Genomic DNA, 24,954 nt, shown 5'->3' with positions numbered 1-24,954 from the left:
GGCGAAAGCTCGCTTGGCTAAGCCGTATTCTCACCTTAGCATGACTTCATCTAGCAACCGGAGGACTCACTCATGCGACTGACAGGGAAAACAGCTATCGTTACCGGGGGGGGCTCAGGCTTTGGCGCAGGTATCGTGCGGCGCTTCGTTCAGGAAGGCGCACGTGTCCTGATCGCGGATATTAACCGCGAAGGGGCGGATCAGCTTTCCAGCGAAATGGGCGATCACGCATTCTCATACCAGGTCGACGTGGGCGACGGCGCTTCCGTCCGGGCGATGTCCGCCGCAGCCATTGAGGCCTGGGGCCATATCGATATCCTGATAAACAACGCCGGTGTCTCGCACATGCCGGGTCCGCTGGAATCGATCAGCGAAGACGACTTTGACCGCGTAACCCGAGTGAACATGAAATCGGTGTACAATACGGCCCAAAGCATCGTCCCGCATATGAAACAGCGCAGTGCCGGGGTAATTCTCAACGTCGCGTCCACAGCCGGCGTATCGCCGCGCCCGAACCTCAATTGGTACAACGCGTCAAAAGGCTGGATGATCACAGCGACCAAAACCATGGCCATAGAACTGGCCCCCTACGGAATCCGTGTCAACGCAATCAACCCTGTTGCCGGCGAAACGCCCTTGCTGAAAACCTTCATGGGCCAGGATACCCCGGAAACCCGGGCCAAGTTCCTCGCCACGATTCCGCTCGGCCGTTTCAGCCAACCCGAAGACATGGGCAATGCCGCGCTGTTTCTGTGCTCTAACGAAGCAAGCATGATCACGGGCGTCGCGATGGAGGTCGACGGCGGCCGGTGCATCTGACCTGTTTCATTTTGCCAAATAAACTCCCCGCGGAGCGTCCCGCACCATCAACAGGCAGTACCTATGCAGACAGGTCCCAAAAACCTCATCACCGATGTTCCCGGCATCAGGGTCGGAAACGCTCAGAATGACGTTTTGAAATCCGGTACGACGGTTCTGGTGGGCGATGAACCCTTTACCGCATCTGTACATGTGATGGGGGGCGCGCCCGGTACCCGTGAAACCGATTTGCTTGCTCCGGATAAAATGGTGGCGGCCATTGACGCGCTGGTGCTGTCGGGCGGGTCGGCATACGGGCTTGATGCCTGTTCGGGTGTGGCCGACGGGTTGCGCAGGGCGGGACGCGGCTTTCGATTGGGCGACGCTACGATCCCGCTCGTGCCGGGTGCGATCCTGTTCGACCTCCTGAACGGTGGCGCGAAGGATTGGGTCGAAAACCCCTACCGCGGCCTGGGTCTCGCTGCTCTGGAATCCGCCGACACCGATTTTGCTTTGGGGACGGTTGGCGCAGGCACGGGAGCGCTGACCGCTATGGTCAAAGGCGGGTTGGGTTCCGCGTCGCTACGACTGCCTGACGGCACGACCGTTGGCGCGCTGGTTGCCACCAACCCCGTGGGGGCCGTCACCACACCCGGTGACAGGCACTTCTACGCTGCTCCGTTCGAACTCGGGAACGAATTTGGCGGGCTCGGTCCCGATCCATCCAGTGGGCTTGGCTTCAGCCTCGAGAGCCGCAAGCTTGCATCGATGTCGCCGCGCGAAAATACCACGATCGCTATTGTTGCAACCGATGCGACCCTAACCAAGGCACAATGTCAGCGAATGGCCGTAGCGGCACATGACGGCATAGGCCGCGCGACCGTCCCGGCGCACACGCCCCACGACGGTGATCTTGTTTTCGCTATCAGCACCGCAGCGCGAGATATCTCCGATACCACGGTCCCGCTGATCGGCCATGCCGCATCGCTGTGTCTGTCTCGGGCCATCGCCCGCGCGGTTTTTCATGCAGCGCCGGCCGAAGGCGATCTTCTGCCCTGCTGGCGCGACCTGAACGCCTGATCTGTGCGAACGCGGCATCAGCCTGTCGAGTTGATCTTGTTCAGAGTGGTACCAGCTACGGGGTCAGCGGCGGTCTGAAATTGTAACTTCAAGCGTCGCAATACCATCAACGCCGCCGGTGATCACGTCACCCCGTACAACGGCACCCACGCCGGCTGGGGTGCCTGTCATTATGATATCACCCGGTGCCAAGGTAACGGATCGCGACAGGATAGAGACATGTTCGCGCACCGCCCATATCAGGTCTGCCAGATCGGCGTCCTGTTTGATATCACCATTGACGGCCAGCCAAATTCGTCCCGATTCGATTGAAGCGACATCGCCAATCGGAACGATAGGCGCAATCGGTGCCGAATTATCGAAAGCCTTGCCCCAATCCCAGGGTCGACCCATGTTTTTGGCTTCGGTTTGAAGATCGCGGCGCGTCAGGTCGATTCCGACAGACGCACCCCAGACATGTTTCATTACATCCGCTTCATCGATATCGGCACCCCCCTTGCCGATAGCGATCACCAATTCGATTTCGTAATGCAGGTTTTCGGTCAACGGCGGATACGCGATGCTGCACGGCGTGTCCAAAGCTGCATCGGCGGGCTTGGTGAAAAAGAACGGTGCTTCGCGATCAGGATCTTTGCCCATTTCGCGGGCATGCGCCTCGTAATTGCGACCCACACAAAAGATACGGCGGACCGGAAAGCGTGCTTGCTCACCCTTGACGGCAAGACTGGCTTGTTTTGCAGGGTCAAACACATAGGAAGTGGCGGTCATCGGTGATCCTTTGTTCTGTCAGGTTATCGGCGAAGCGAACCGTGGTTCACACCCGCCATGACTGCGATTGCGCCATAGGCGTCTTCCCCCGCGATTTGCGAGCTGTCACTTGCCGGTAACTCAGACGTCGGCCAAAGCGGCAAAACGACAGCACAGAGCAGGGTCAATGGCTCGCGGCTGAAGACGGTTGCGTCGCTTTGGTATTATCCGCATCTTCGGCGGGATCAACGATCAGCTCTGCTTCTTCGATATGGTCGCTGGTCGACTTCGACGTTGTGGTCGACGGTTCGACCGGTACCACTTGGTTATCACTGGCTGACCCCACAATCAGAGGCAGCATTTGCACCCCACCGGGCATCGCGACTTCAGACATCGGCGGGGTTTTCCACGCCAATGTATCAAAGCTATGGCAGTTCTCGCAAACCGGCTTCCAGTTCGTATGGATGTGTTGACAGTTATCGCATATCCACTGTGGTCCGCGCGATACCGTCAGGGCACGCGCCAGCCAGCCCTTTATCACCGTATCCGACGCACCTTCGCCACGTTCAATTGCCGCCATAAGCGTCACTGACCGCGCTGTCGGGTCTGTTTCCACAAGGTTTCCCAGCGATCGACGGGCCTGCGGGAAATCTTCGTTTGCTATGTTCAGTTCGGCCAACAGCATTTTGGTTTCGGGATGTTCCGGGTGGAGTCTGGTCAGTGTCGTAAACCGCTTAAGCCGTTCTTTCGGGCTTTCATCAGGTTGAATTGCTGCAAAAGCGGCCGCCAGATCGGGGTGCGGTTGGACATCCCACGCTTTCTTGAGAAGTCGTGTCGCGTATTTTGGCCGTCCTTGATCAATATAGCCGTGAGCCGCCATCACAGCTGCTGGAATCAAATCAGGCGACAAACGGTTCGCCTCTATCGCGGCTTCGCGGGCCTCGATGCTGTTACCTTCTGCAATCACGTCTTTTGCTTCAGACAGCGCCAAAACTGCATCGCGGCGCTTGTGCACATCGCGGGGCATCTGCCCGTTCTTGAGCTTTGTGTTCAAAGTCTGCCGCGCGCCCGCCCAATCTTCCTTTTCGGCCTGGAGCTTCAGCAACACGTCGCCGGTTTCCTCGTGTTTCGGTTTCAGCGCGAATGCTTTTTCGGCCAACTTCAGTGCAGTGTCGGTGTCACCTTCGGCCAGCTTCTGTTTCATGATGCCACGCACCCCGACAAACCTGGTGGATTCGTTGGTAACCAATTTACGATAGGTTTCCTCGGCCTTGCGACGATCCCCGGCCATTTCAGCGGCTTGCGCGATCAGCAGGTTGGTCAGTTCGGGTTTTTCCAAATACTTGTCGGCCTTCTCTGCCTTGGAAAGTGCCAGTCGTCCCTCGCCACTTGCCAGTGCCATCAGACCCTGAGACAGGGCCTCGTAACCCTTGCGTTCACGGTTGCGGTCAAAATGGCGCGACAATGCAGTTTCGTCACCGTTCAGGAAATGCCAAACCGCCACGAGGAGCGACAGGATTTTCAATAGCAACCAGACTGCTATCACCAGGACGATCACCGCAATCACCGATTGCAGCGGCCCGAAACTAAACTCAGTCCCCATAACGGTAACCTGCAACCCGCCCGAGCTTTCCAACAGGGTCGATGCACCCCAGGTCAGCGCGGCGATCACCGCAACAAACACAACGATCTTGATAAGTGACCAAAGCATAAAGTCGTTCCTTAATTTGCCGTCAGGCGTTGTGTTAGGGACTGCACGGCATCCTGCGCATCCTGGCGAGCCTGGGCATCTTTCAGCCACTCCGACAAGGGTTCTTTTGCTGCATCGGGTAGGGCTTGCAGTTCCGACAAGGCATCACCCAGACGCCCGTCCTTGATAGCAGCCTCGGCACGCGACAGCACCGCGTCTGGGTCATTGCCTTCGCGAGGTGCCACCGATCTTGCCCCAAGCTGCTGCTTGAAGAATCCGCTGATACCGCCGCTTTCTGATGCTGGGGCCGCGGCTCGTGCCGCAGCCAAAGCCGCCCGCGCGTTATCGGTGAAACGATCCTGAAGGCTCGCAATTGTCACCACACCGCTTGCTGCCGTGTCGACCAAGGCCGGAGGAACGTCTTGGGTGCCGGCACTTTCCAGATCGGCAATCGCCGCCTCAAAGGGTTGGCCGGTCGACAGCGCCGATACAATACGAGCCACCGCAGATTGCTGGCTGGCAGTCTTCGCAGCCCGGGATGTCGCCTCTTCAATGGTGGTGGCATTGTCGATGAGCTTCTGAATTTCGTCCCGCTGCGCTTCAACAGAGGATTTGAGCGTTTCAAGCTCTGCCTCGAAACCCGACGTATCAACCTTGGGCGGGGCAGGCGCAGGAGCCTCTGGGCGGTTCGCGATCTCGTCCACACGAGCATTAAGAGCGGCAAGCGTACTCTTCAACTCTTCGACCGCCGCGCCGTCGATAGCCGCGCTATCCGTTGCCGGTGCAGCTGGTTCGGCTTGTTCCAGTGCGGTGATACGCGCATCCTGATCGGCGATTTGCTTGGTCACGGCATTGTCGACAGCGGTCGCGTTGTCATTCGCCACAACCTTTGACCGCAGGCCAAATTCTTCAAGCAGATCCAGCTCGGACGCGGCAAAGCCGATACCGCCAGCGATGATCCCGCCAAGCAGCATGGGAAAAAACACGCTTGGGCGCTTTTCAGGTGCGCGGGGTGCCGGTGCGGAAGTGGTGGTGTGCGGTGGCGACGCGGGCGTGGTCTTGGTCGTTGCATGGGCAGCGGCAGACCTTGATGACCCTGCCGACGCTTTGCTTGCCGGCGAAGGCTCGGGGTCTGACGTCGATTTAATCGTTGTCGTTTCAGGCTTTGCAGTCTTGGAGGTGTCGCTATCCGGCTTGGGTCCGTCAGCGGCTTTCGAAGTCACTGCGGCCGACTTACCTGCATCCGCGCTTTTCGGGACATCCGCCGGATTTGCATCCGACTGGTCGGAAAGTGGCTTGGCAGAGGTGGCCGCCTCGGGCGCATTCACCGTCGACGTCTCATTTGTCGCATCGGGTTGCTTTGCTGCATCTGTCGCCTTCGCGTCAGGCTTGGGCGTCACCGCTTTATGAGTGTCAACTGGACCTGTCGCGGTGTCGCGTGCCCCAGTTTCAACGGCTTGACCGGATTGCACCGCCTTGTCACCCGACGCGATAGAACTTGCCGTCGAAGGCTTATCAGCAGGGGCAGCTTTGGTAGGAGTTTGGGTCGTCGTCTTCGGCTTTGATGCTGCGGATGACGCCCGCGAAGTCGATGTTTGCCCGGGCTTATTGCCGCCCGTACCAGGAGTTTTCGCTTTCGCCACGCTTAAACCTTTCCGATTCTGGCTTTGTGCCAGCTTATCTTTCAACCTTATGCTCCATCTGGGCAGGTCTTCAAGCCAACCTGTTCCATTCAACCTGGTTTTCAAGTGCTAAACGCATCGAGGCCGCTGTGGGTTCAGCCGCGATTACCATTTGTTCAAAAAGTGAGCGATCCAGCCGACTGGCGATTTCCGCGCTTAGGGTAATACATATCACGTTCTGCGGCTTTCGGAGTTCGGTCCTGAACTGCTCGGCTGTCCTAGGCGAAAAAAGCGGGACGAAGCACCTTTGTTCGCTCTCCAACGTGCGACGCGCCACATGGGTCAATGGCAACAGCTCCTGATCGTATACCACCATAGTCGTTGTAAACAGACCGCCGTCGGTCAACCGTTGCGCGATGTTTCCCCGCTGGTGCATGCCACATAAATGGAGCAAGGGCGCTTTTCTGGGTGACGCGAGCAAGAGTGACACCAGGTCGTCGGCATCACGTGCCACCAGCGCGATGTCCCACCCCTTGGCCTTGGCAAGTTCGGCGGTGCGCGATCCGACACAATAGGCCGTACGCCCCTGCCCCATGGGCGCGTTTTCAACGCCGTGCCCGGATGAAAACACGACGCCTTCCACCCCTTCCAGGTTTATTGCGGCTGGCACGGGCTTTATCTGCATCAGCGGGCTAATCAACACCGTGAGCTTTGCCAGCGTTGTCGCGGCCAAACTGTCAGCGAACCGCCGTGACGCCTGTGCAGGACGGGTCATGATCAAGATCGGCTTTGTCATTTTGCATAAGACCCCAAGCATTGTTCCACTTGCCTCAAGGTGTTACTTGGCAAGGGTCACCCTTGCAACGGAAACGACCCATGATATTTCTTGGAATTGAAAGCAGCTGTGATGATACGGCGGCCGCTATCGTGCGCCACACCCCCGATGAGCCGGCCAGCATTTTGTCATCTGTCGTATTGGGACAGACAGATTTACATGCGGCATTCGGCGGTGTCGTACCTGAAATTGCTGCGAGGGCGCATGCGGAAAAGCTTGACCATTGTATCGAGCAGGCGCTCGCCGATGCGGCTCTGACGCTGCGAGATGTTGATGCAATTGCGGTCACGTCCGGGCCGGGGTTGATCGGCGGCGTGCTATCGGGCGTCATGTACGCCAAGGCGTTGTCTGCTGCCACCGGTAAACCGCTTTATGGCGTCAACCATCTGGCCGGTCACGCTCTGACACCTCGCCTGACAGACAGCACGCCTTACCCCTATCTAATGCTGTTGGTGTCCGGCGGGCATTGTCAGTTCTTGTTGGTCAAAGGTCCGGAACAGTTCGAACGCCTTGGCGGTACCATTGACGACGCCCCCGGAGAAGCCTTTGACAAGGTCGCACGTTTGATTGCATTGCAGCAACCTGGGGGGCCGGCCATTGAAAATGCCGCCCGTACCGGCGACCCCAAACGGTTTGCCCTACCGCGACCTTTGCTTGATCGGGCCGACTGCGACATGTCATTTTCGGGTCTGAAAACCGCTGTTTTGCGCGCGCGCGACAAGGTCATAGGCGAACAAAGTGGGCTTAGCCGTGAAGATCAGGCAGATTTGGCAGCAGGGTTCCAGGCCGCTGTCGTGGATGTGCTGGCCCAAAAAACCCGGCGGGCAATCAGAGTCTATCTGGGAAAAAATCCTGCCGTTCGCACATTGTGCGTGGCTGGGGGGGTTGCTGCGAACAAGGCGATTGGCTCCAGCTTGGAGACTGTGGCAGCTGAGTTTGATTGCGCGTTCGTAGCCCCGCCGATGGTGTTATGCACCGATAACGCGGCCATGATCGCCTTTGCCGCCGCCGAACAGAGCCAAGTGCGCGGACCAGATGATCTAACATTGTCGGCAAGGCCCCGATGGCCTTTGGATACTGATCAGCCCTCCATGTTAGGAAGCGGCAAAAAAGGGGCGAAAGCATGAGTATTGCGGTTTTGGGCGGCGGCGCTTTTGGCACTGCGCTTGCCATATCGTTGGCCGATAAAGCAGCGACGACGTTATGGGCACGTGACGCTCATGGCATGGCCAGAAGGCGTGAAAACAACGCGCGTCTACCCGGATGCCGGTTTCCCGCGGGCTTATATGTTACTGAAACACTTGCCGAGGCTGCAAACGCAAGCATTTTGTTAGTCGCCGTGCCTATGCAAAAGCTTCGCGCGTTTCTAGACGAGAATTCGGCGCTGTTGGATGGCAAGACTATCGTGGCGTGTTGCAAGGGGATCGAATTGGAAACCGGGCTTGGCCCCGTCGCCGTGATCCGCGAGGTCCTGCCGAAAGCAGTGCCGGCGATTTTGACCGGCCCAAGCTTTGCTGCCGACATCGCACGTGGGCTTCCGACCGCGTTGACAATCGCCTGTGCCGATCCCGCGATGTGCATGCAACTGCAACAGGCTCTGACGACGGCAAATTTACGGCTTTACCGAACGGGCGACACGATCGGCGCTGAATTGGGTGGCGCTCTCAAGAATGTTGTGGCCATCGCATCGGGGGCGGCGATGGGGGCTGGTTTAGGCGAAAGCGCCCGTGCCGCATTGATGACCCGTGGCTTTGCCGAAATGCAGCGGCTTGCGGCCCATTTCAACGCGGACCCCGATACCTTGTCCGGCCTTTCGGGATTTGGCGACCTGACACTGACCTGCACGTCAACGCAGTCACGTAATTACCGCTTGGGGTTCGCCCTGGGGGCCGGGCAACCATTCGACACGACAACGACTGTCGAAGGTGCAGCGACCGCACAGGCCATTGACCGTCTGGCGCAGGACCATGACCTGGATTTGCCGATTACAGCGGCCGTTGCAGGGTTGGTTGAGAATAGATTAGATGTGGCCAGCGCAATGAAAGCGCTTTTGACCCGCCCCTTAAAGGAAGAATGACATGCTCATCGCTCTGCTCGCCACAGACAAACCTGACTCCATCTCGGTACGCAAAGAGAACCGTGCCGCGCATCTGGAGTATTTGAAATCCACGGGCTGCGTTTCGCAGGCGGGGCCGTTACTAGATGATGATGGCCAAATGATCGGTTCGCTGATCATATTGGATGTCGAAGACAAATCCGCAGCGCAAGAATGGGCCAATAATGACCCCTATGCCAAGGCAGCGCTGTTTGAAAATGTGCAGTTGATGATCTGGAACAGGGTGATCGGCTGATGGCCTATTGGCTGTTCAAATCAGAGCCATCGACCTGGAGCTGGAAAGACCAGGTCGACAAGGGTGATACCGGCGAAGAGTGGGACGGCGTCCGCAATTACCAAGCGCGTAATTTCATGCGTGATATGGCGGTAGGCGACCGTGGTTTCTTTTATCATTCGCAAGGTGAACGGGCGATTGTAGGCATCGTCGAAGTAAGCGCCGCTGCGCATCAGGACAGTTCCACCGATGACCCGCGATGGGAATGTGTCGACATAAAAGCGGTCCGCCCGTTTTCGGTACCGGTTACCTTGGATGATATCAAAGCTGACGACAGGTTCGCCGACATGCCATTGGTAAAAAGCCCCCGCCTGTCTGTGCAGCCTGTGACGGATGAACAGTGGTCGGCCATCTGCGCCATGGGGCGGACCGACGCTTGAAACCGTGGTTTAGGGTCCCGGTATTACCGGAACCCTTCCCCGCCCCACGCACGCCATAAATGGCCACCTCGCGTATGCTTAACTCACTGCCTATCGCTTGATGTTGTGTCACTTATCGCCAATGATCACAACGAACTGATGTCTAAAAATCGGCACAAAATAAGAACGTCCGCTTAACCAAGCGAACGCTCGGCTCGGTTGCTGGCTTGCTTAGCCGTAAACGGATTCTTTGCCGAAATGCTTTGTAAGCATATAGTAGAGCACTGCGCGATATTTGTTACGCTCCGATTTGCCATAGGTTTCGACAGCTTTGTTGATGCCATCCATCAAGTCGGGGCTGTCGGTCATGCCCAGCTTTTTCATCAGAAAGTTTTCCTTGACCAGCTCTAGCTCGCTTTGCTGCGAACTGGCCACCGTCTGGGCATCAGCGTTATAAATTGAAGGACCACAACCGATCGTTACTTTTGTCAGTAAGTCCATATCAGGCGTCATGCCGCATTTGTTTTTCAGATCATCTGCGTATTTTTCGATCCATTCATCTCGCTTGCCCATTTAGCAGTCTCCCTCGATTGGTGTTGACCGGAACCCGGCGTGATCAAAAGCCTAGTGCGGAATGACCCACCACAAAAGCAATTTCTACGGGAACCAGGGTCAAGCGGCGAGCCGAACCTCGGGCTTGTCCGACTTATCAAATTGGGGATAGATGGCTTCATGATTAGGCTATGGGCAATAACGTTCCTTTTTGTGATTGGTCCGGTTGCCAGTCTGACAGACCCATTGCTAGATCCCGTGACTGAAGACATGTTCAGCCCGGTGGACATCGACCAAGCGCTTCTGGGACAGCTATTGTTTTATGACCCGATCCTTTCCGGCAACCGCAACATTGCCTGTGCCACCTGCCATCATCCGAATTTTTCGACGTCGGACGGTGTTTCGCTCGGGTTGGGTGAAGGCGGCATCGGACTGGGGCCAAAGCGCAGGGGTGATCCGAAAAATATGCCCTCGCAACGGGTTCCCAGAAACTCTCCGGCACTGTTCAACCTAGGTGCGCACGCATTCACCGTGCTGTTTCACGACGGCCGCATCGAAGTTTCAAGTGATATGCCTTCTGGATTTCGTACGCCGATGGACGATGACATGCTGGAGGGATTTGACTCTATTTTGTCTGCCCAGACAATGTTTCCGGTTCTCAGCCCGGATGAAATGGCAGGCCATGATGCGGAAAACGATATTGCCAAGGCGGTGCGCCAAGGGCTGATCACCGGTGAGGGCGGCGCTTGGGACCTGTTGGCGAAACGGGTGGCGGCGATTCCTGAATACACGCAGAGGTTTAAGGCGGCATATGACCATCTCGACACGGGTAACCAAATCCGTTTCACCGATATATCCAATGCGGTTGCCAGCTTCATCGCGCTAGAATGGCGTTCCGACACATCGCCCTTTGACGCTTATTTGCGTGACCCTTCTATCCCGCTCCCGCCCGATGCCGACGCGGGGATGAAGCTTTTTTACGGAAAAGCCCAGTGCAGTGCCTGCCATTCAGGACCATTCCAGACCGATCACAAATTTCATGCGATGGCCGCGCCCCAGTTAGGTCCGGGCAAAGCGGCGGCGTTTGAAAACCACGCCCGCGACACCGGCCGCATGCGTGTCACCGGCGATAGCGCCGATGCCTATGCCTTTCGTACACCTTCGCTTCGCAACGTGATGCAAACCGGTCCCTGGGGCCATGCGGGTGGCCACAATGATATGATGCGTTTTCTTGCCGACCATCTCGACCCCTCCGCCGCCCTTGAACGTTTCGCCGACCAAGGTGGCGCGCGAAACGGCGTATCGCTTCCGCCACTGGACGTCGATGATTGGCGCGAAATGGATGACGCAAATGCGCGTGCAAAGATCAGGAACGCGACAGAGGTTAAGGTGCCCATCGTACTGGATGCTGCTGAAATCGCTTTGTTAGTCTCTTTTCTTCACAGCCTTGATGACCCCACAGCATTGGCCGGGCGGATGGGAATCCCCCCGCAGGTTCCCAGCGGGCTTTCGGTCGGCGGCATTGGCGACTAATGGGGATAGCGTATGTCGATCGTGGTGTCTGCAAGGGCTTTCACGAAAGTGCCCAGCGTTCCATCAGGCCACTTTACCTGCACTGTGGCCTGTTGTGCGGCACCGATCCCGAAGTGAAGAGGTAAAAGCGTTGCACCCGCGTGGCCGCCGCCAATGGTGATCTGCTGGCTCTGTCGGATCCCTTCAGTCATGACGATCACCCGCGCGCCAATGGCAAACCGGTTCTTTTCTGGCCCTTTAAGCTGAACTTTCACCCAATGGCCCGCGTCCGACGTTACATTCCGATACAACCGCATGTCGGCGCGCCGGTTAACGACGGCTAAATCAACCAGACCGTCGCCGTCGAAATCTGCTAGTGCCGCTCCGCGTGACCGGGCTGTGTCGGCCACTCCAGCGGTAGCGCCCGCTTCGGTGAACCGCCCGTCGGCACCCTGGATCAGAAGATTGTTAGGGTCCAGCATCGCCATACTGGGCATTTGATCCACGTTGCCCTTTGCAATGAACAGATCAGCACGTGCATCATTGTCGACATCAGCGAATGCCGCGTGCCACCCTGTCGACGGGCGCCCATCCCCCTTGAGATAGGGAGAATGCGCATAGGTGCCGATGTCGTAAGGGGCGTTTTTATAGGTCCCGTCAATCTGGGCGATCTGCATCAACTGGTCCCCCATCGAGGTGAGCATCACTTCGTCACGCTGATCGCCGGTCAGGTCTCGGCTTGCTATTCCCATTCCCCACAGAGAAACCGCTGGCCAGCCATCTTCCTGTGTAAGGAAACGCCTAGCTTCGATATCCCAAAGCTGTTCAGACCCCCCAGACACATAATAGTGTCTATCGTTGGAAATCCGCAGGGATAACTGGCCTCGTGCATCCTGGGCGGCAAGCATCGAGAGCGCACAAAAACCGGGGGTTAAAACCTGAGCCGTGTAATAAGGCGCTTCGTCGGTGGCGGGAATAAGCAGTGTGTTGCTATCACAGGTTCCAAATGGGCCTAGGGGGTCGGCTCGGTCAACATAGTGACCTACCGCCATCGTTGGGAACGCCATGTCGTCGTTCCACCAAGCAGTAAAAGACGTCGTCCACTGGTCGGACTGCGGGATGCCCCAACGTTGGGTCATATCCTCGAAACTGCAATCGGCACCGCCCCGCAGCACCTTGTCGGGTCCGACGCGCATCACATAAAGATCAAGCACGCCATCCGCATCTATATCCAACGGGTACGCCCCGGTTACATGCGTGATCTCTGTAGGTAATTTGGCCGGTTCAAACGCTATATCATCTTTGTCAGAGACGTTTTTCAGCAATAGCAGCGGCGCGCTGCCTCCAGCCGCCACCATATCGGGCCGCCCGTCACCAGAACAGTCAAATGCCGAAAGACCGCCCCCGACGAAATGCTCCCACCCACCTGTGTATTGATGCTTGGGCAGGGCGCGCGACACGTCTTGAAACAACGGTTGCGCCAAAGTGGGTTGCGCCAGTGCGACAAGGGCAAGTGCCAGTATCCGGATCAAGTGGCACCATCTCCGAGCAGCGTATCGGTTAATTCAGACAGAGCAAGCGCCGCCGCCCCCTTGGCCCAGACAGACCCGCTCCAGGCGTGGATATCAACGGGTGTCGGGGTGCGGCCCGCAGGCAGGATCATGCTGTTCATTTCGGCCAGCATGTCGTCCGCGGTCATATAGGCATAGCGCATGCGTTCCCCGCTTAGAATGATACGTTCAGGGTCGAACAGCTGCACAATATTTGCCAAGCCGACGCTTAGGAACCGCCCCGCCCGGCTAAAAATCGCCAACGCCGCTTCATTCCCTGCGTTTGCCTCCTGGTAAAGTGTTTCGATCATCGTCACGGCAGAACTGTCTATTCGCGGATCGCGATCCAGCGCGGTCCCCGCTTCGCGGATCAGCGCATAATCGGCGACATAAGCTTCCAAACAGCCGCGCTGGCCGCAACGACACAAAGCTCCGTCAAGCTGCACCTTGGTGTGCCCCAGCTCCATCCCCGGGCCCAATGCGCCGCGAAACAGCCGGTTATTCAGGACCAACCCCATACCGACGCCGCGTTCAATCGTTACCACTGCGAAGTTTGAGATACCGCGCCCCGCCCCAAACCATAATTCAGCCAGCGTCAAAAGGTTGGTATCGTTGTCCAGCGATACCGGCAGACCCAGCATAGCGGCCAGCTGATCGCGCAGGGGGGTGTCGGTTTCAGTCATGACCGGAGACCACCTGACGACGCCCGTGCACGCATCGACCAAACCCGGCAAGCCGATCCCTACGGCGCTGATATCGTCTGGCGCGCGCCCCGCCTTTTGCAACAGCTTCCCCATCAGGGTGTTTACGTCGGCCAATATTTCTTCGTTGGACTGGCGCAACGCGCCGCTGGTCTGGTGCGCGCCGGCCACGATGTTTCCCGCAAGGTCAAGCAGGACTGCGGTATGGCGCTCGTCAGACAGCTTCATCCCGACCACAAATCGGCTAAGCGGTGCAACCCGAAGCGCAATGGGAGGACGACCCCTGCTTGGACCGCGTTGACTGTCTTCCACCTCTTGCAACAAACCTCGCGCGATCAAGTCCGAGGTGATGGTGGTGACCGACCCGGGGCTGATGTTCAGTGCGCGCGCGACATCCATTCTTGGCATCTGACCATTTGCGCGTACCTGTTCGAATACCTGTTGCCGCAACGGGCGCGCGTCTTCCTGCGGCAAAGCCATCAACGGCCCACACCCCGGCAAGGCTTCCCGTGGTTCTCTTATCGCCGAAGGATGAATTAGTTCGCCAGCCAAATTTTATCCCCTGATTCCTTCGCAGATTTGACAACGACGACCAACCAACCGCCCTTCTCTTTACAGAATTAGGGGGGTTTTAGCTTCTCGTGTCAAATTCTTTGTACAGATTCTGAAAATTTATTTTGACAACTGAATTAAATTGCGCAACCTCAGGGTACGAGATCACCGATATCGTTAACGGTGTCGGAAACATTTCATCTGGGAGGAAAGAAATGCGTAAACTCTTTATGGCTACGGCGGTTGCAACGGCGGGGTTCACCCATGCCGCGCTGGCACAAGATATCACCGTTGGCGTGAGCTGGTCCAACTTTCAAGAAGAGCGGTGGAAAACCGACGAAGCGGCAATAAAGTCTGCGCTGGAAGCAGCAGGAGCGACATATGTCAGCGCCGATGCGCAATCATCATCCGCCAAACAACTGTCCGACGTGGAAAGCCTGATCGCACAGGGCGTTGATGCGTTGATCATCCTTGCCCAAGACAGCCAAGCCATTGGGCCGGCAATTACCGCCGCAGCGGACGAAGGCATTCCCGTAGTCGGTTATGATCGCCTGATCGAAGACCCGCGCGCGTTCTATCTGACATTCGACAACGTCGAGGTCGGCCGTATGCAGGCCCGCGCCGTGCTCGAAGCGATGCCAAAGGGTAATTATGTAATGATCAAGGGTTCCCCCACCGATCCAAACGCTGATTTCCTGCGCGGCGGTCAGCAAGAAGTGCTGCAATCTGCCATCGACGCGGGCGACATCACCATCGTGGCTGAAGCCTATACCGACGGCTGGTTGCCAGCAAACGCGCAGCGCAACATGGAGCAGATCCTGACGGCGCAAGACAACAAGGTTGATGCCGTTGTCGCGTCGAACGACGGTACAGCCGGCGGTGCGGTAGCAGCGCTGACAGCGCAAGGCATGGAAGGCACACCCGTATCGGGTCAAGACGGCGATCACGCCGCGCTCAATCGTGTTGCCAAGGGCACGCAGACTGTCAGCGTCTGGAAAGACGCCCGCGATCTAGGCAAGAACGCCGCTGAAATAGCTGTTGCCCTTGCTGGCGGAACCGAGATGTCCGCAATTGACGGTGCGACCGAATGGACATCGCCCGGCGGCACGAAGCTGTGGGCCAAATTCCTGGCCCCTGTGCCGGTCACTAAGGACAACCTCAACACGGTCGTTGATGCTGGCTGGATCTCCAAAGAGGCTTTGTGCCAGGGCGTTTCGGGTGTAGACGTCTGTAATTAAATCAACATCGCGCACCCTTGCATGCGCCCGGGGTGCGCGCTCTGCCCTCCGTTGGTCGATGCCCAAGACACGCTCGGTCAATGAAAGACACTGCGACCTCAGTTGGAAGCCACTCACATGACAGATACCACAACCGAAACCGGGGCAGCGGTGCGTCCGTCACCGACGGCACCCAAACGCTCTTTTCTCAGCCAGTTAGAGATTGATACCCGTCTTTTAGGAATGATCGGGGCATTTATTCTCGTTTGCCTTGTGTTCAACGTGCTGACCGACGGGCGGTTTCTGACGCCGCGCAACATCTTCAACCTGACGATCCAGACGGTCAGCGTCGCCATTATGGCGACCGGGATGGTTTTTGTGATCGTCACACGGCATATCGACCTGTCCGTCGGCGCGATGCTGGCGACATGCTCTGCGGCGATGGCGATGACGCAAACCGATATCCTCCCGCGGATGATGGGTCTTGGATTGGGGCATCCCCTGACACCATGGATCGCAATAGCGGTCGGTCTGGTGGTTGGCATTTCTATCGGCGCTTTCCAGGGTTGGCTGATCGGCTTTCTGACGATCCCTGCCTTTATTGTAACCTTGGGCGGGCTGCTGGTCTGGCGCAACGTGGCGTGGTACATGACCGATGGGCAGACCATCGGACCCTTGGACGAAACCTTTCGTAAATTCGGCGGCATCAACGGGACGTTGGGCGAAACCTGGTCATGGGTTGTCGGCGTAATTGCAGTGATAGCGGCGCTCTGGGCGCTGTGGTCGGCGCGGCGCAACAAAGTCAACCATGGTTTTCCGATCAAACCGGTCTGGGCCGAAGTGTTGGTTGGCCTGATTATCGCCGGCGGGATTCTGGGCTTCGTTGCGATCCTGAACGCCTACGAGGTGCCCACTGCGCGCCTGCTGCGTGAATTCAAAGCCCGAGGCGACGTTATGCCAGAGGGATATTCCGCATCTTATGGCATTCCCTATTCCGTGCTGCTGCTGATCGCGATTGCGATCGGCATGACAGTGATGGCACGTCGGACACGGCTGGGAAGGTATATTTTCGCCACCGGCGGTAACCCTGACGCGGCAGAATTGTCGGGTATCAACACACGGCTGTTGACGGTCAAGGTGTTTGCGTTGATGGGCGGATTGATCGCACTGTCCGCCGTCGTCGCTTCGGCCCGTCTGACGAACCACTCCAATGACATCGGCACGTTGGACGAACTGCGCGTCATTGCCGCTGCGGTGATTGGCGGCACAGCGCTTGCAGGCGGAATAGGTACGATTCACGGCGCAATATTGGGCGCATTGATCATGCAGTCCTTGCAATCGGGCATGGCCATGGTGGGCGTCGATGCACCGCTGCAAAACATCGTGGTGGGCGCGGTTCTTGTCTTGGCCGTCTGGATCGATATCGTCTATCGCCGCCGTTTGGGAGGGAAATGATGACACCACTAGTAGAGCTCAAGAACATCTCATTATCTTTCGGGGGGGTGCGCGCAGTCGATAACGTATCGCTGGACCTGTATCCGGGCGAGGTCGTCGGCCTGTTGGGCCATAACGGTGCGGGAAAATCCACGCTGATCAAGATCCTGGCCGGTGCCTATCAAATGGACGAGGGCGAAATCTGGATCGAGGGGAAAAAGGCCACCATTCATTCGCCCCGCGACGCCCGCCGTTACAACATCGAAACCATTTACCAGACGCTGGCGCTGGCAGATAACCTTGATGCGCCCAGCAATCTGTTTCTGGGCCGCGAGTTGACCAATCGGTTCGGTCTGGTCGACGATGCGCAGATGGAGGCGGAGACCCGCAAGATCATGGCGCGGCTCAACCCCAATTTCAAGAAGATAAGCGAGCCTGTTTCGGCGCTTTCCGGCGGTCAGCGTCAATCGGTTGCGATTGCCCGCGCGGTGTACTTCAACGCCAAGATCCTGATCATGGACGAACCGACCGCCGCCTTGGGTGTACATGAAAGCAAGATGGTCGCCGACCTGATCAAAGAGCTGAAGGCCCAAGGGCTGGGCATCTTTCTGATCAGCCACGACACCCGCGAGATGCTAGAGCTGTGCGACCGTGTGTCGGTAATGAAAAACGGCGCGCTGATCGGCACCGAAAAGGTCGGCGACGTGACCGAGGATGACATCCTGAGCATGATCATCATGGGCAAGGCGCGCGACGCCGCATAGGCGCTGACAAAGGGGAAAACCATGTTTCTGGGGCTTGATCTGGGCACCTCTGGGCTGAAGGCCCTGCTGGTGGACGACGCCGAAAACATCATCGCGGAAAGCGTGGCACCCTTGCAGGTGTCGCGCCCCCACGATGGCTGGGTCGAACAGGACCCACGCGATTGGTTCACCGCCTGCGCCGATGCGATTGCGGGGCTGGAGGTCGATCTATCCGCCGTGCAGGGTATCGGGCTTAGCGGGCATATGCATGGCGCGACCCTGCTGGATGCTTCAGGCACGCCGCTGCGCGCCTGTATGCTGTGGAACGACACCCGCGCCGCAGCACAGGCCGCCGCGATGGATGCTGACCCCATCTGGCGCGCGGTCACGGGCAACATCGTGTTCCCCGGTTTCACCGCGCCCAAACTCGCATGGGTGCGCGACCATGAACCCGATATTTTCGCGCGGATCGACAAGGTGTTGCTGCCCAAGGATGCGCTGCGCTTCTGGCTGACCGGCGACGCGGTGTCAGAGATGTCGGATGCCGCAGGCACAAGCTGGCTGGATACCGGCGCGCGCGACTGGTCCGACGCCTTGCTGGACCGGTCTGGCCTCACGCGGGCGCAGATGCCATCGTTGGTCGAAGGATCGCAGGTGTCAGGGCACCTAAGCGGCTCTATCGCCGCGCAACTGGGCCTGCCCGCAGGCATCCCCGTTGCGGGGGGCGGCGGTGATAATGCTGCCTCGGCCATCGGGATGGGTGTGGTGAAACCGGGTCAGGCGTTCGTCTCGCTCGGGACGTCCGGCGTGCTGTTTGCCGCGACGCCGGGCTATGCCGCGGCACCTGAAAGCGCGCTGCACAGCTTTTGCCACGCGCTGCCGGATCTGTGGCACCAGATGGGGGTGATCCTCTCGGCCACGGATTCGCTTAATTGGCTGGCCAGTGTTTTGAACGAGGACGCGCGGACGCTCACATCTGATCTGGACGCGCTACAGGCCCCCGGTCGCACGATCTTTATGCCCTATCTGGGGGGCGAGCGGACGCCCCATAACGACGCCAATATCCGGGGCGGTTTCCTGCATCTGGCCCATAACACCGACCGCGCCGCCCTGACCCGTGCAGTACTTGAAGGGGTGACCCACGCCCTGCGCGACAGCTTTGACGCGATGACGCAGACCGGTACAAAGATCGATAGCCTGATCGCTGTCGGGGGCGGATCAAAATCCGATTACTGGCTAAAGGCAATTGCAACATCGCTGAACACGCCGATCCATCTTCCCGCTGCCGGTGACTTTGGCGGCGCTCTTGGTGCTGCAAGGCTAGGCCGCATGGCCGCCACCGGAGAAGGGGCCGAATTGGCCGTTCCTCCGCCTATTTCACGCACAATAGAGCCTGATGCGAACTTGGTGGATACTTTTGCCGAGGCACACGGGCGATACGCCGACGCATACCGCGCGGTAAAATTCCTGCGCTAAACGAACAAGGATAATTCCATGACCAGCTTTTTCGACGGCATCCCCGCAATCGCCTACGACCCGCAGGCGGATCACGATTTTGCCTATCGCAGCTATAACCCCGACGAAGTAATCTTGGGTAAACGGATGGCCGACCATTTACGTTTTGCCGTGGCGTATTGGCACAGCTTCGCGTGGGAAGGGGGCGATCCATTTGGCGGAAGAACCTTTGATCGTCCATGGTTCGGTGACACGATGGAACACGCCAAAACCAAGGCGGATACCGCATTTGATATGTTCAAGATCCTCGGTCAGCCGTATTTCTGTTTTCACGACGCCGATGTCCGCCCCGAGGGCGATACCTTTGCCGAAAGCACCGCGCGGTTGCACGAGATCACCGATTACCTCGGCGAAAAGATGGAGCAGACGGGCACCAAACTGCTTTGGGGCACCGCAAACCTGTTTTCGCATCGCCGCTATATGTCTGGCGCCGCCACCAACCCCGATCCCGATATCTTTGCCTATGCCGCCGCGACGGTGAAGGAATGTATCGACGTGACACACAAGCTAAGCGGTGAGAACTATGTGCTGTGGGGCGGGCGCGAAGGCTATGAAACGCTGTTGAATACCGACATGAAGCGCGAACGCGAACAGGCGGGGCGTTTCCTGCAAATGTCCGTCGAATATGCCCACAAGATCGGCTTTACCGGTTCGATCCTGATAGAGCCTAAACCGCAGGAACCGACCAAACACCAGTATGATTACGACGTGGCCACCGTCTATGGTTTTCTCAAAGACTACGGGCTTGAGAACGAGGTGAAGGTGAACATTGAACAGGGCCATGCGATATTGGCGGGGCATTCGTTTGAACACGAGTTGGCCATGGCCGCAGCGCTTGGCATCTTTGGCTCTATCGACATGAACCGCAACGATTACCAATCCGGCTGGGACACCGACCAGTTCCCTAATTCCGTCCCCGAAGTCGCGCTGGCCTATTACGAGGTGCTGAAAGCAGGCGGGTTTACCACCGGCGGTACCAACTTTGACGCCAAGCTGCGCCGCCAATCACTGGAGCCGCAGGATCTGATCCTCGCCCATGTCGGTGCCATGGATGTCTGCGCCAAGGGGCTGAGAGCCGCCGCCACGATGCTCGAAGACGGCAAATTGGAGGCGGCTCTTGACGCGCGTTATGCCGGGTGGCGCTCTGCCCGGGGTCAGGATTTACTTCAAAGCAACCTCGAAACGATCAATGCGCAGGTAAGGTCGCAGAATCTGAACCCGCAGCCAGTTTCAGGTCGTCAGGAAACGCTGGAGAATTTGGTGAACCGATATCTATAAATTGCAACATTCATCGCGTAGGTAGGGCGAAAAGAGGCGTTTTATGTACAATCGCTATGCCATCTATTTCACCCCACCCCCCGGCACCTTTTCCCGCTTGGGTGCCGCGTGGTTGGGATGGGATATCAAAACCGGCTTTACCGTTGTTCAGCCCGATTATTCTGGCGTGAATGTTGAAAAGATCACTCGGCGACCCAGGAAATACGGCTTGCACGGGACGATTAAAGCACCCTTCAGGCTGGCGGATGGCCAGACGGAAAACGGATTAGCAGACGCGTTGGAAACGTTTTGCAAAGACCGCCGACCCGTTGATCTGGACGGGCTTGCGTTGTCCCGGCTCGGTCGGTTTCTGGCACTTACCCCGCAGGGCGACACACGGGCGTTGCGAAATCTGGCCGACGACACGGTCAAAAGGTTTGAAGAATTTCGCGCGCCCTTGAGCGATGAAGAATTTGCGCGAAAGAATTCCCCGGCGTTGACAGAACAGCAGCGCATCTACTTGAGATACTTTGGCTACCCTCACGTGAAAGAGTATTTCCGGTTCCACATCACACTGACCGGGCCGTTGGCACCAGAGCAGAGCTGTTCAATATCGTCTCTGTTGCGGGATTATCTTGAACCAGCCAGTTTGTCCCCTTTCATTCTGGGCAGCCTGAGCTTGTGTGGCGAAGCCAGCGATGGTTATTTTCACGAGATCTCTCGATTTGCTTTAGGAAAAGCTTCGAATTGTCTCTAGCGCACCGGACAGCGCCTTGCCGTCCGGGTCTTGCAGGGCTGCCGCATGTAACCGTGCAACCCATTCAGCAGCGTCCTTGCGATCTTTCACCAAATCCGCACCCTGCATCACGTTCGCGAATTTTGATTGCCCGCGGCCGTGCGTATCTGAATATCCCTTTATCAGCCGCCGGCACCGTAGCAATTCGACACTAAGCATATAGTTGGAAGCCAATGGTGCCAAGCTTTGGTGCATCCAAGCATCCAAATGTGCAACTTCGATAGCGTGCCGGCGGGTTTTCAAGCGATAAGATCTTAAACCACCAAGCCAATAGAGCAGCAAAAACGCGGGTATGCTATCGATGCGCAGACGACGCCCCTTGCCAAACCAACGGTTCAACCAAGCCATGGCGCGTGGGCTGTTCTCAACTCTTGCTCCCAACCCTCGTGGCAACAGGCCCGAAATTTCTTCGGCCCGCGGGTGGAAATATTCGGTCAACTGCATTCCCTGATCAGACCGGACACTCATTTCGGCTCGTATACGATCAAAGCGGGGACCACGGGTTTTGATATCCGCCACACGGATGATATCGTCATAGGCCATGGCATTTGCAATGTATTTTGCCGCCGTAACCGCAAGCAGCCAGTGATCAGAGGCCCTGTCTAGAGCGACGATCGGTTCCAGCCGGTCAAGGTAGAGACTGCCGTAGGCACAATCTTGAAAATCGACCGCTTTTTCAAGACCTGCCAAGGCCATCTGATGAACCGGCTCAGGAAGGGCATCAATACGGTTACGCAACACCTCCCACTGCAGCGTAGGATTGGCTTGGCCTACGGATGCAAGCGTCGACGACCGGGCGGCGGTATCGTTGTCATTCAGCCCCAAGGTCGCATCAAACCCTGCTGAAAATGCCTGTAAGCTTGGGCCGACACCTTTGCCGCTTTCGCGAATGGTATTTTCAAAGGCCGCTCGAGAAAAAGGTAATGTGCCCGATGCAGCCAGCGCTCCAAATAGGCTGGCCGATATATTCGAACCGTGTGCTACGGCCAGCCGCTCCATATCGGCAAGTATTAGTGTCTGCGCAGCAATTTCCGCCGCGGCATGGACCTCTTTGGCATTCGCGATGCCGTCGCCAGGGGCTGATTTTTCCGATACCGCCAGCGCACGATGAGTCGATCCTATCAGCGTTGTTTTGTCGGGCGTTACAAACCCCCTCATGATGGCGCGTCCCATCTCCATCATCTCGGCGGCGATCAAGATATCTACGTCGCCAGCGGATGGTGCCAAGGCAAAGACCGGAGGTCGTTCGCTGGCCGGAGCCATTTCCACGTAATAAATCGTCGCGCCTGTTCGTTGTGCGACGCCTGCGACGCTTGTCGCTTGAACGCTATATCCCTGTGCCCGTGCCAGCTTTTCGATCCAGCCGGTCAATACTCCGCCGCCCTGCCCGCCAACGGCCATTATCGCCAGTTTTGTTATACCTGGCGTTTGCGCCCTGACAGGCCCCCCCGAAAGGTCACCGGTCATGAGAATGCCAGCCGCTTTGCGCTGCGGCGTTTTTGTAACCAGGCAATCACCTTGTTGCGCTGCCGGGTGCGCCATGCCTCGTGACGCTTGGGGTTGTGCACCACATCTACCTGATAGAAAGAAGGGCAAAGAATTGCCGTATCTGCGACCTCACCGCAGTTGCCACAACCAACGCAAGTCTGATCAATATGCGCAACAGGGTCATCGCGTAGCGGGTCATCAAGCTTTTTCAGCGACAAGGACGGGCACCCTGACAGACGGATACAAGCATGATCACCCGTGCATATGTCCGGGTCGACGCCAAAGCGCGGAACGCTGGTACGCTGACCTTCATGTATGGCAAGGTCGCGTTGCGGTTTTTCACGGCGCTGCTTGTTGAGCATACATTCCGATGATGCGATTATCACCTTTGGGCCCTTGTAATCGGTGGTCAGGGCGTCGCGCAGAACATCTCGCATCCGGCCCACATCATATGTGCGGTCGATCTGCCTGATCCATTCAACGCCTATCCCGCCTAAGGCCTTTGATATGGGGTTATTCGTCGATTTAGTGTCGTTGTGCGCACGGCTAGACAGTACATCCTGGCCGCCGGTCGCAGCAGAATAATAATTGTCGACAATCACGACAACGTTGTCGGATTTGTTGAATACCATGTTCCCGATAGATGAGCTCAGGCCGTTGTGCCAAAATCCTCCGTCACCCAAGATAGAGATCGCCCGGCGTTCCCCCCCACCGTCAAAAGCTGCGTTGGATGCTGGGCCCAGACCGTATCCCATAGTTGCACCACCAATTTCGAACGGCGGAAGCGAAGCGAACAGGTGACAGCCGATATCTCCGCTGATCTGGTGTTTGCCAAGCTCTTGCTCGGTCAGCTTCATCGCTGCAAAAATCGGTCGTTCGGGACAGCCTGTGCAAAACCCTGGCGGGCGGATTGGAACAGTCTTTGTAAGATCCGGGATTTCCGGCGCGACCGTGTTAGGCGCGCGCACCTGGCCGGGCAACAGGTTCGGTGCAACGGTTTTGAGGAATGCTGTGATACCGTCAAGCATTACCTGACCGGTGTATTCCCCCGCCATTGGAAAAACATCCTTACCGTGCAAGGCCACGGAACTACGGGACTTGTACAGCATGCTGCCCAGCTGTTGTTCGATAAAGTCTGGCTGGCCTTCCTCGACAACCAAAACATGACCCTTGCCTACGCAAAACTGGTCGAATTCTTCTCTGATCAAGGGATATGTGACGTTCAGCACATAAATCGGTATCTTGCTATCGCCATAGATATCGGCCAATCCCAGACGGTGCAGCGCACGCACCACGCCGTTGTACATGCCGCCCTGCACAACAATGCCCAACGGCGCGTGGCGAGGGCCGAATACTTCATTCAGCCCATTTTTCACAATAAAGGTCTCGGCGGCGGGCCAGCGATTTGCGATCTTGTCCTGTTCGTGAAGATAGCTCATCGGGGGGAGAACCACGCGCGAAAAGTCACTGCGCGGGTCGCGAAGCGCGTCTTTTACCGTAAGCGGCGGCACCACGTTATCGCGGGTCTCAAAACTGCCGGTGACGTGACAAGACCTGATCCGTACCATCAGCATCACCGGCGTATTGCTCGCTTCAGACAGCTCGAACCCGTCCTTGACGGCCTTGGTGATGCTGGGCAGATTGGGGCGCGGATCCAGCAGCCAGAACTGAGACTTCATCGCGAAGGCGTGAGATCTCTCTTGCATGATGGACGATCCTTCACCGTAGTCTTCGCCCACGATCACCAACGCGCCGCCGGTCACCCCCGACGAACTGAGGTTGGCCAGCGCGTCAGCCGCCACGTTGACCCCTACCGGGCCTTTGAACGTTACCGCACCTCGGATCGGGTAATGCACCGATGCCGCCAACATTGCGGCAGCGGCGGCTTCGCTCGCGTTTGCCTCGAACCTCACGCCCAGTTCATCAAGAACATCCTGCGCGTCTGCAAGTACGTCCATCAAATGGCTGATCGGTGCCCCCTGATACCCGCCGACATAGCCCACGCCATTTTCCAACAGGGCCTTGGTAATGGCCAAAATACCTTCGCCGGTAAAGGTTTCCCCGTGACCCAGACGCAGATATTCGACTTCATTGCTAAAGGATCTTTCCGCCACTG

General features: G+C 57.6%; 23 protein-coding genes. 14 read left to right on the top strand and 9 right to left on the bottom strand.

Going from position 1 to position 24,954, the window contains the following annotated elements; genetic code table 11:
• Positions 1-72: 72 nt before the first annotated feature.
• Both AC13DE_RS14035 and AC13DE_RS14030 read left to right on the top strand, forming a co-directional pair.
• Complete coding sequence (locus tag AC13DE_RS14035) at positions 73-819, top strand: glucose 1-dehydrogenase (protein ID WP_446296685.1); 747 nt, start codon at positions 73-75, stop codon at positions 817-819.
• 63 nt (positions 820-882) lie between these two features.
• On the top strand, positions 883-1,878 hold the full coding sequence (locus AC13DE_RS14030; protein ID WP_483048183.1) for a P1 family peptidase: 996 nt from the start codon (positions 883-885) through the stop codon (positions 1,876-1,878).
• Positions 1,879-1,941: 63 nt separating this feature from the next.
• On the opposite strand, the gene AC13DE_RS14025 is transcribed toward AC13DE_RS14030, so the two are convergent.
• The 3 genes from AC13DE_RS14025 to AC13DE_RS14015 all read right to left on the bottom strand — a co-directional run bounded on the left by AC13DE_RS14025 (position 1,942) and on the right by AC13DE_RS14015 (position 5,301).
• Entirely contained in the window at positions 1,942-2,646 is a 705-nt protein-coding gene (locus AC13DE_RS14025; protein ID WP_483048182.1) for a fumarylacetoacetate hydrolase family protein, read from the bottom strand.
• 163 nt (positions 2,647-2,809) lie between these two features.
• A complete protein-coding gene (locus AC13DE_RS14020) occupies positions 2,810-4,336 on the bottom strand; it encodes a heme biosynthesis HemY N-terminal domain-containing protein (RefSeq protein WP_483048181.1) in 1,527 nt (508 codons plus the stop codon).
• Positions 4,337-4,347: 11 nt separating this feature from the next.
• Positions 4,348-5,301, bottom strand: a complete 954-nt coding sequence (locus tag AC13DE_RS14015; RefSeq protein WP_446312807.1) for a COG4223 family protein — start codon at positions 5,299-5,301, stop codon at positions 4,348-4,350.
• On the opposite strand from AC13DE_RS14015, the gene AC13DE_RS14010 reads away from it, so the two are divergent.
• On the top strand, positions 5,288-5,725 hold the full coding sequence (locus AC13DE_RS14010) for a hypothetical protein (protein WP_446315898.1): 438 nt from the start codon (positions 5,288-5,290) through the stop codon (positions 5,723-5,725). The two genes, AC13DE_RS14015 and AC13DE_RS14010, sit on opposite strands and share 14 nt — an antisense overlap.
• Positions 5,726-6,028: 303 nt before the next feature.
• Here the strand turns inward: AC13DE_RS14010 and AC13DE_RS14005 are convergent, their stop codons facing one another.
• Positions 6,029-6,733: a uroporphyrinogen-III synthase gene (locus tag AC13DE_RS14005; protein ID WP_483048180.1), complete on the bottom strand. Its 705-nt coding sequence runs from the start codon at positions 6,731-6,733 to the stop codon at positions 6,029-6,031.
• 80 nt (positions 6,734-6,813) lie between these two features.
• On the opposite strand from AC13DE_RS14005, the gene tsaD reads away from it, so the two are divergent.
• Genes tsaD through AC13DE_RS13985 form a run of 4 tightly spaced genes read left to right on the top strand, consistent with a single transcriptional unit; the run spans position 6,814 to position 9,542 of the window.
• The gene (gene tsaD, locus AC13DE_RS14000) at positions 6,814-7,899 is read left to right on the top strand and encodes a tRNA (adenosine(37)-N6)-threonylcarbamoyltransferase complex transferase subunit TsaD (protein ID WP_483048179.1); all 1,086 of its coding nucleotides are present in this window, start codon (positions 6,814-6,816) and stop codon (positions 7,897-7,899) included.
• Positions 7,896-8,849, top strand: coding sequence for an NAD(P)H-dependent glycerol-3-phosphate dehydrogenase (locus AC13DE_RS13995; RefSeq protein WP_483048178.1), 954 nt, complete (start codon positions 7,896-7,898; stop codon positions 8,847-8,849). Before tsaD ends, AC13DE_RS13995 begins: the two co-directional genes overlap by 4 nt.
• Position 8,850: 1 nt before the next feature.
• Entirely contained in the window at positions 8,851-9,123 is a 273-nt protein-coding gene (locus tag AC13DE_RS13990) for a YciI family protein (RefSeq protein WP_446298106.1), read from the top strand.
• Positions 9,123-9,542 (top strand): EVE domain-containing protein, encoded by a 420-nt coding sequence (locus AC13DE_RS13985; RefSeq protein WP_483048177.1) that lies wholly within the window; start codon positions 9,123-9,125, stop codon positions 9,540-9,542. The genes AC13DE_RS13990 and AC13DE_RS13985 overlap by 1 nt, the downstream gene beginning before the upstream one ends.
• A gap of 210 nt (positions 9,543-9,752) precedes the next feature.
• Here the strand turns inward: AC13DE_RS13985 and AC13DE_RS13980 are convergent, their stop codons facing one another.
• Positions 9,753-10,094 carry a DUF2853 family protein gene (locus AC13DE_RS13980; protein ID WP_483048176.1) on the bottom strand — a complete coding sequence of 114 codons (342 nt, stop codon included), beginning with the start codon at positions 10,092-10,094 and terminating at the stop codon, positions 9,753-9,755.
• A 159-nt stretch (positions 10,095-10,253) separates the two neighbouring features.
• Between AC13DE_RS13980 and AC13DE_RS13975 the strand changes: the two genes are divergently transcribed.
• On the top strand, positions 10,254-11,606 hold the full coding sequence (locus AC13DE_RS13975; RefSeq protein ID WP_483048175.1) for a cytochrome-c peroxidase: 1,353 nt from the start codon (positions 10,254-10,256) through the stop codon (positions 11,604-11,606).
• Here AC13DE_RS13975 and AC13DE_RS13970 read toward each other — a convergent pair.
• A complete protein-coding gene (locus tag AC13DE_RS13970; protein WP_483048174.1) occupies positions 11,603-13,117 on the bottom strand; it encodes a CRTAC1 family protein in 1,515 nt (504 codons plus the stop codon). The two genes, AC13DE_RS13975 and AC13DE_RS13970, sit on opposite strands and share 4 nt — an antisense overlap.
• Positions 13,114-14,316, bottom strand: a complete 1,203-nt coding sequence (locus tag AC13DE_RS13965; protein WP_446298110.1) for an ROK family protein — start codon at positions 14,314-14,316, stop codon at positions 13,114-13,116. Before AC13DE_RS13965 ends, AC13DE_RS13970 begins: the two co-directional genes overlap by 4 nt.
• Positions 14,317-14,618: 302 nt before the next feature.
• Here AC13DE_RS13965 and xylF point away from each other — a divergent pair, with 302 nt between their 5' ends.
• The 6 genes from xylF to AC13DE_RS13935 all read left to right on the top strand — a co-directional run bounded on the left by xylF (position 14,619) and on the right by AC13DE_RS13935 (position 21,311).
• Positions 14,619-15,626 carry a D-xylose ABC transporter substrate-binding protein gene (gene xylF, locus AC13DE_RS13960; RefSeq protein WP_446298109.1) on the top strand — a complete coding sequence of 336 codons (1,008 nt, stop codon included), beginning with the start codon at positions 14,619-14,621 and terminating at the stop codon, positions 15,624-15,626.
• A gap of 117 nt (positions 15,627-15,743) precedes the next feature.
• Positions 15,744-17,060, top strand: a complete 1,317-nt coding sequence (locus AC13DE_RS13955) for a sugar ABC transporter permease (RefSeq protein ID WP_446298101.1) — start codon at positions 15,744-15,746, stop codon at positions 17,058-17,060.
• Entirely contained in the window at positions 17,057-17,803 is a 747-nt protein-coding gene (locus AC13DE_RS13950; protein ID WP_446312815.1) for an ATP-binding cassette domain-containing protein, read from the top strand. The genes AC13DE_RS13955 and AC13DE_RS13950 overlap by 4 nt, the downstream gene beginning before the upstream one ends.
• A gap of 21 nt (positions 17,804-17,824) precedes the next feature.
• Positions 17,825-19,258, top strand: coding sequence for a xylulokinase (gene xylB, locus AC13DE_RS13945; protein ID WP_483048173.1), 1,434 nt, complete (start codon positions 17,825-17,827; stop codon positions 19,256-19,258).
• Positions 19,259-19,276: 18 nt separating this feature from the next.
• Positions 19,277-20,575, top strand: coding sequence for a xylose isomerase (xylA, locus tag AC13DE_RS13940; protein ID WP_483048172.1), 1,299 nt, complete (start codon positions 19,277-19,279; stop codon positions 20,573-20,575).
• A 43-nt stretch (positions 20,576-20,618) separates the two neighbouring features.
• Entirely contained in the window at positions 20,619-21,311 is a 693-nt protein-coding gene (locus tag AC13DE_RS13935) for a DUF1045 domain-containing protein (RefSeq protein WP_483048171.1), read from the top strand.
• Here the strand turns inward: AC13DE_RS13935 and AC13DE_RS13930 are convergent.
• On the bottom strand, positions 21,285-22,817 hold the full coding sequence (locus AC13DE_RS13930; RefSeq protein ID WP_483048170.1) for an indolepyruvate oxidoreductase subunit beta family protein: 1,533 nt from the start codon (positions 22,815-22,817) through the stop codon (positions 21,285-21,287). The two genes, AC13DE_RS13935 and AC13DE_RS13930, sit on opposite strands and share 27 nt — an antisense overlap.
• A complete protein-coding gene (locus tag AC13DE_RS13925) occupies positions 22,814-24,952 on the bottom strand; it encodes a thiamine pyrophosphate-dependent enzyme (RefSeq protein WP_483048169.1) in 2,139 nt (712 codons plus the stop codon). Before AC13DE_RS13925 ends, AC13DE_RS13930 begins: the two co-directional genes overlap by 4 nt.
• Positions 24,953-24,954: the final 2 nt, after the last annotated feature.

It is taken from the genome of Sulfitobacter sp. L-8, assembly GCF_056859255.1.
This window is presented reverse-complemented; position numbering and strand designations above follow the sequence as displayed.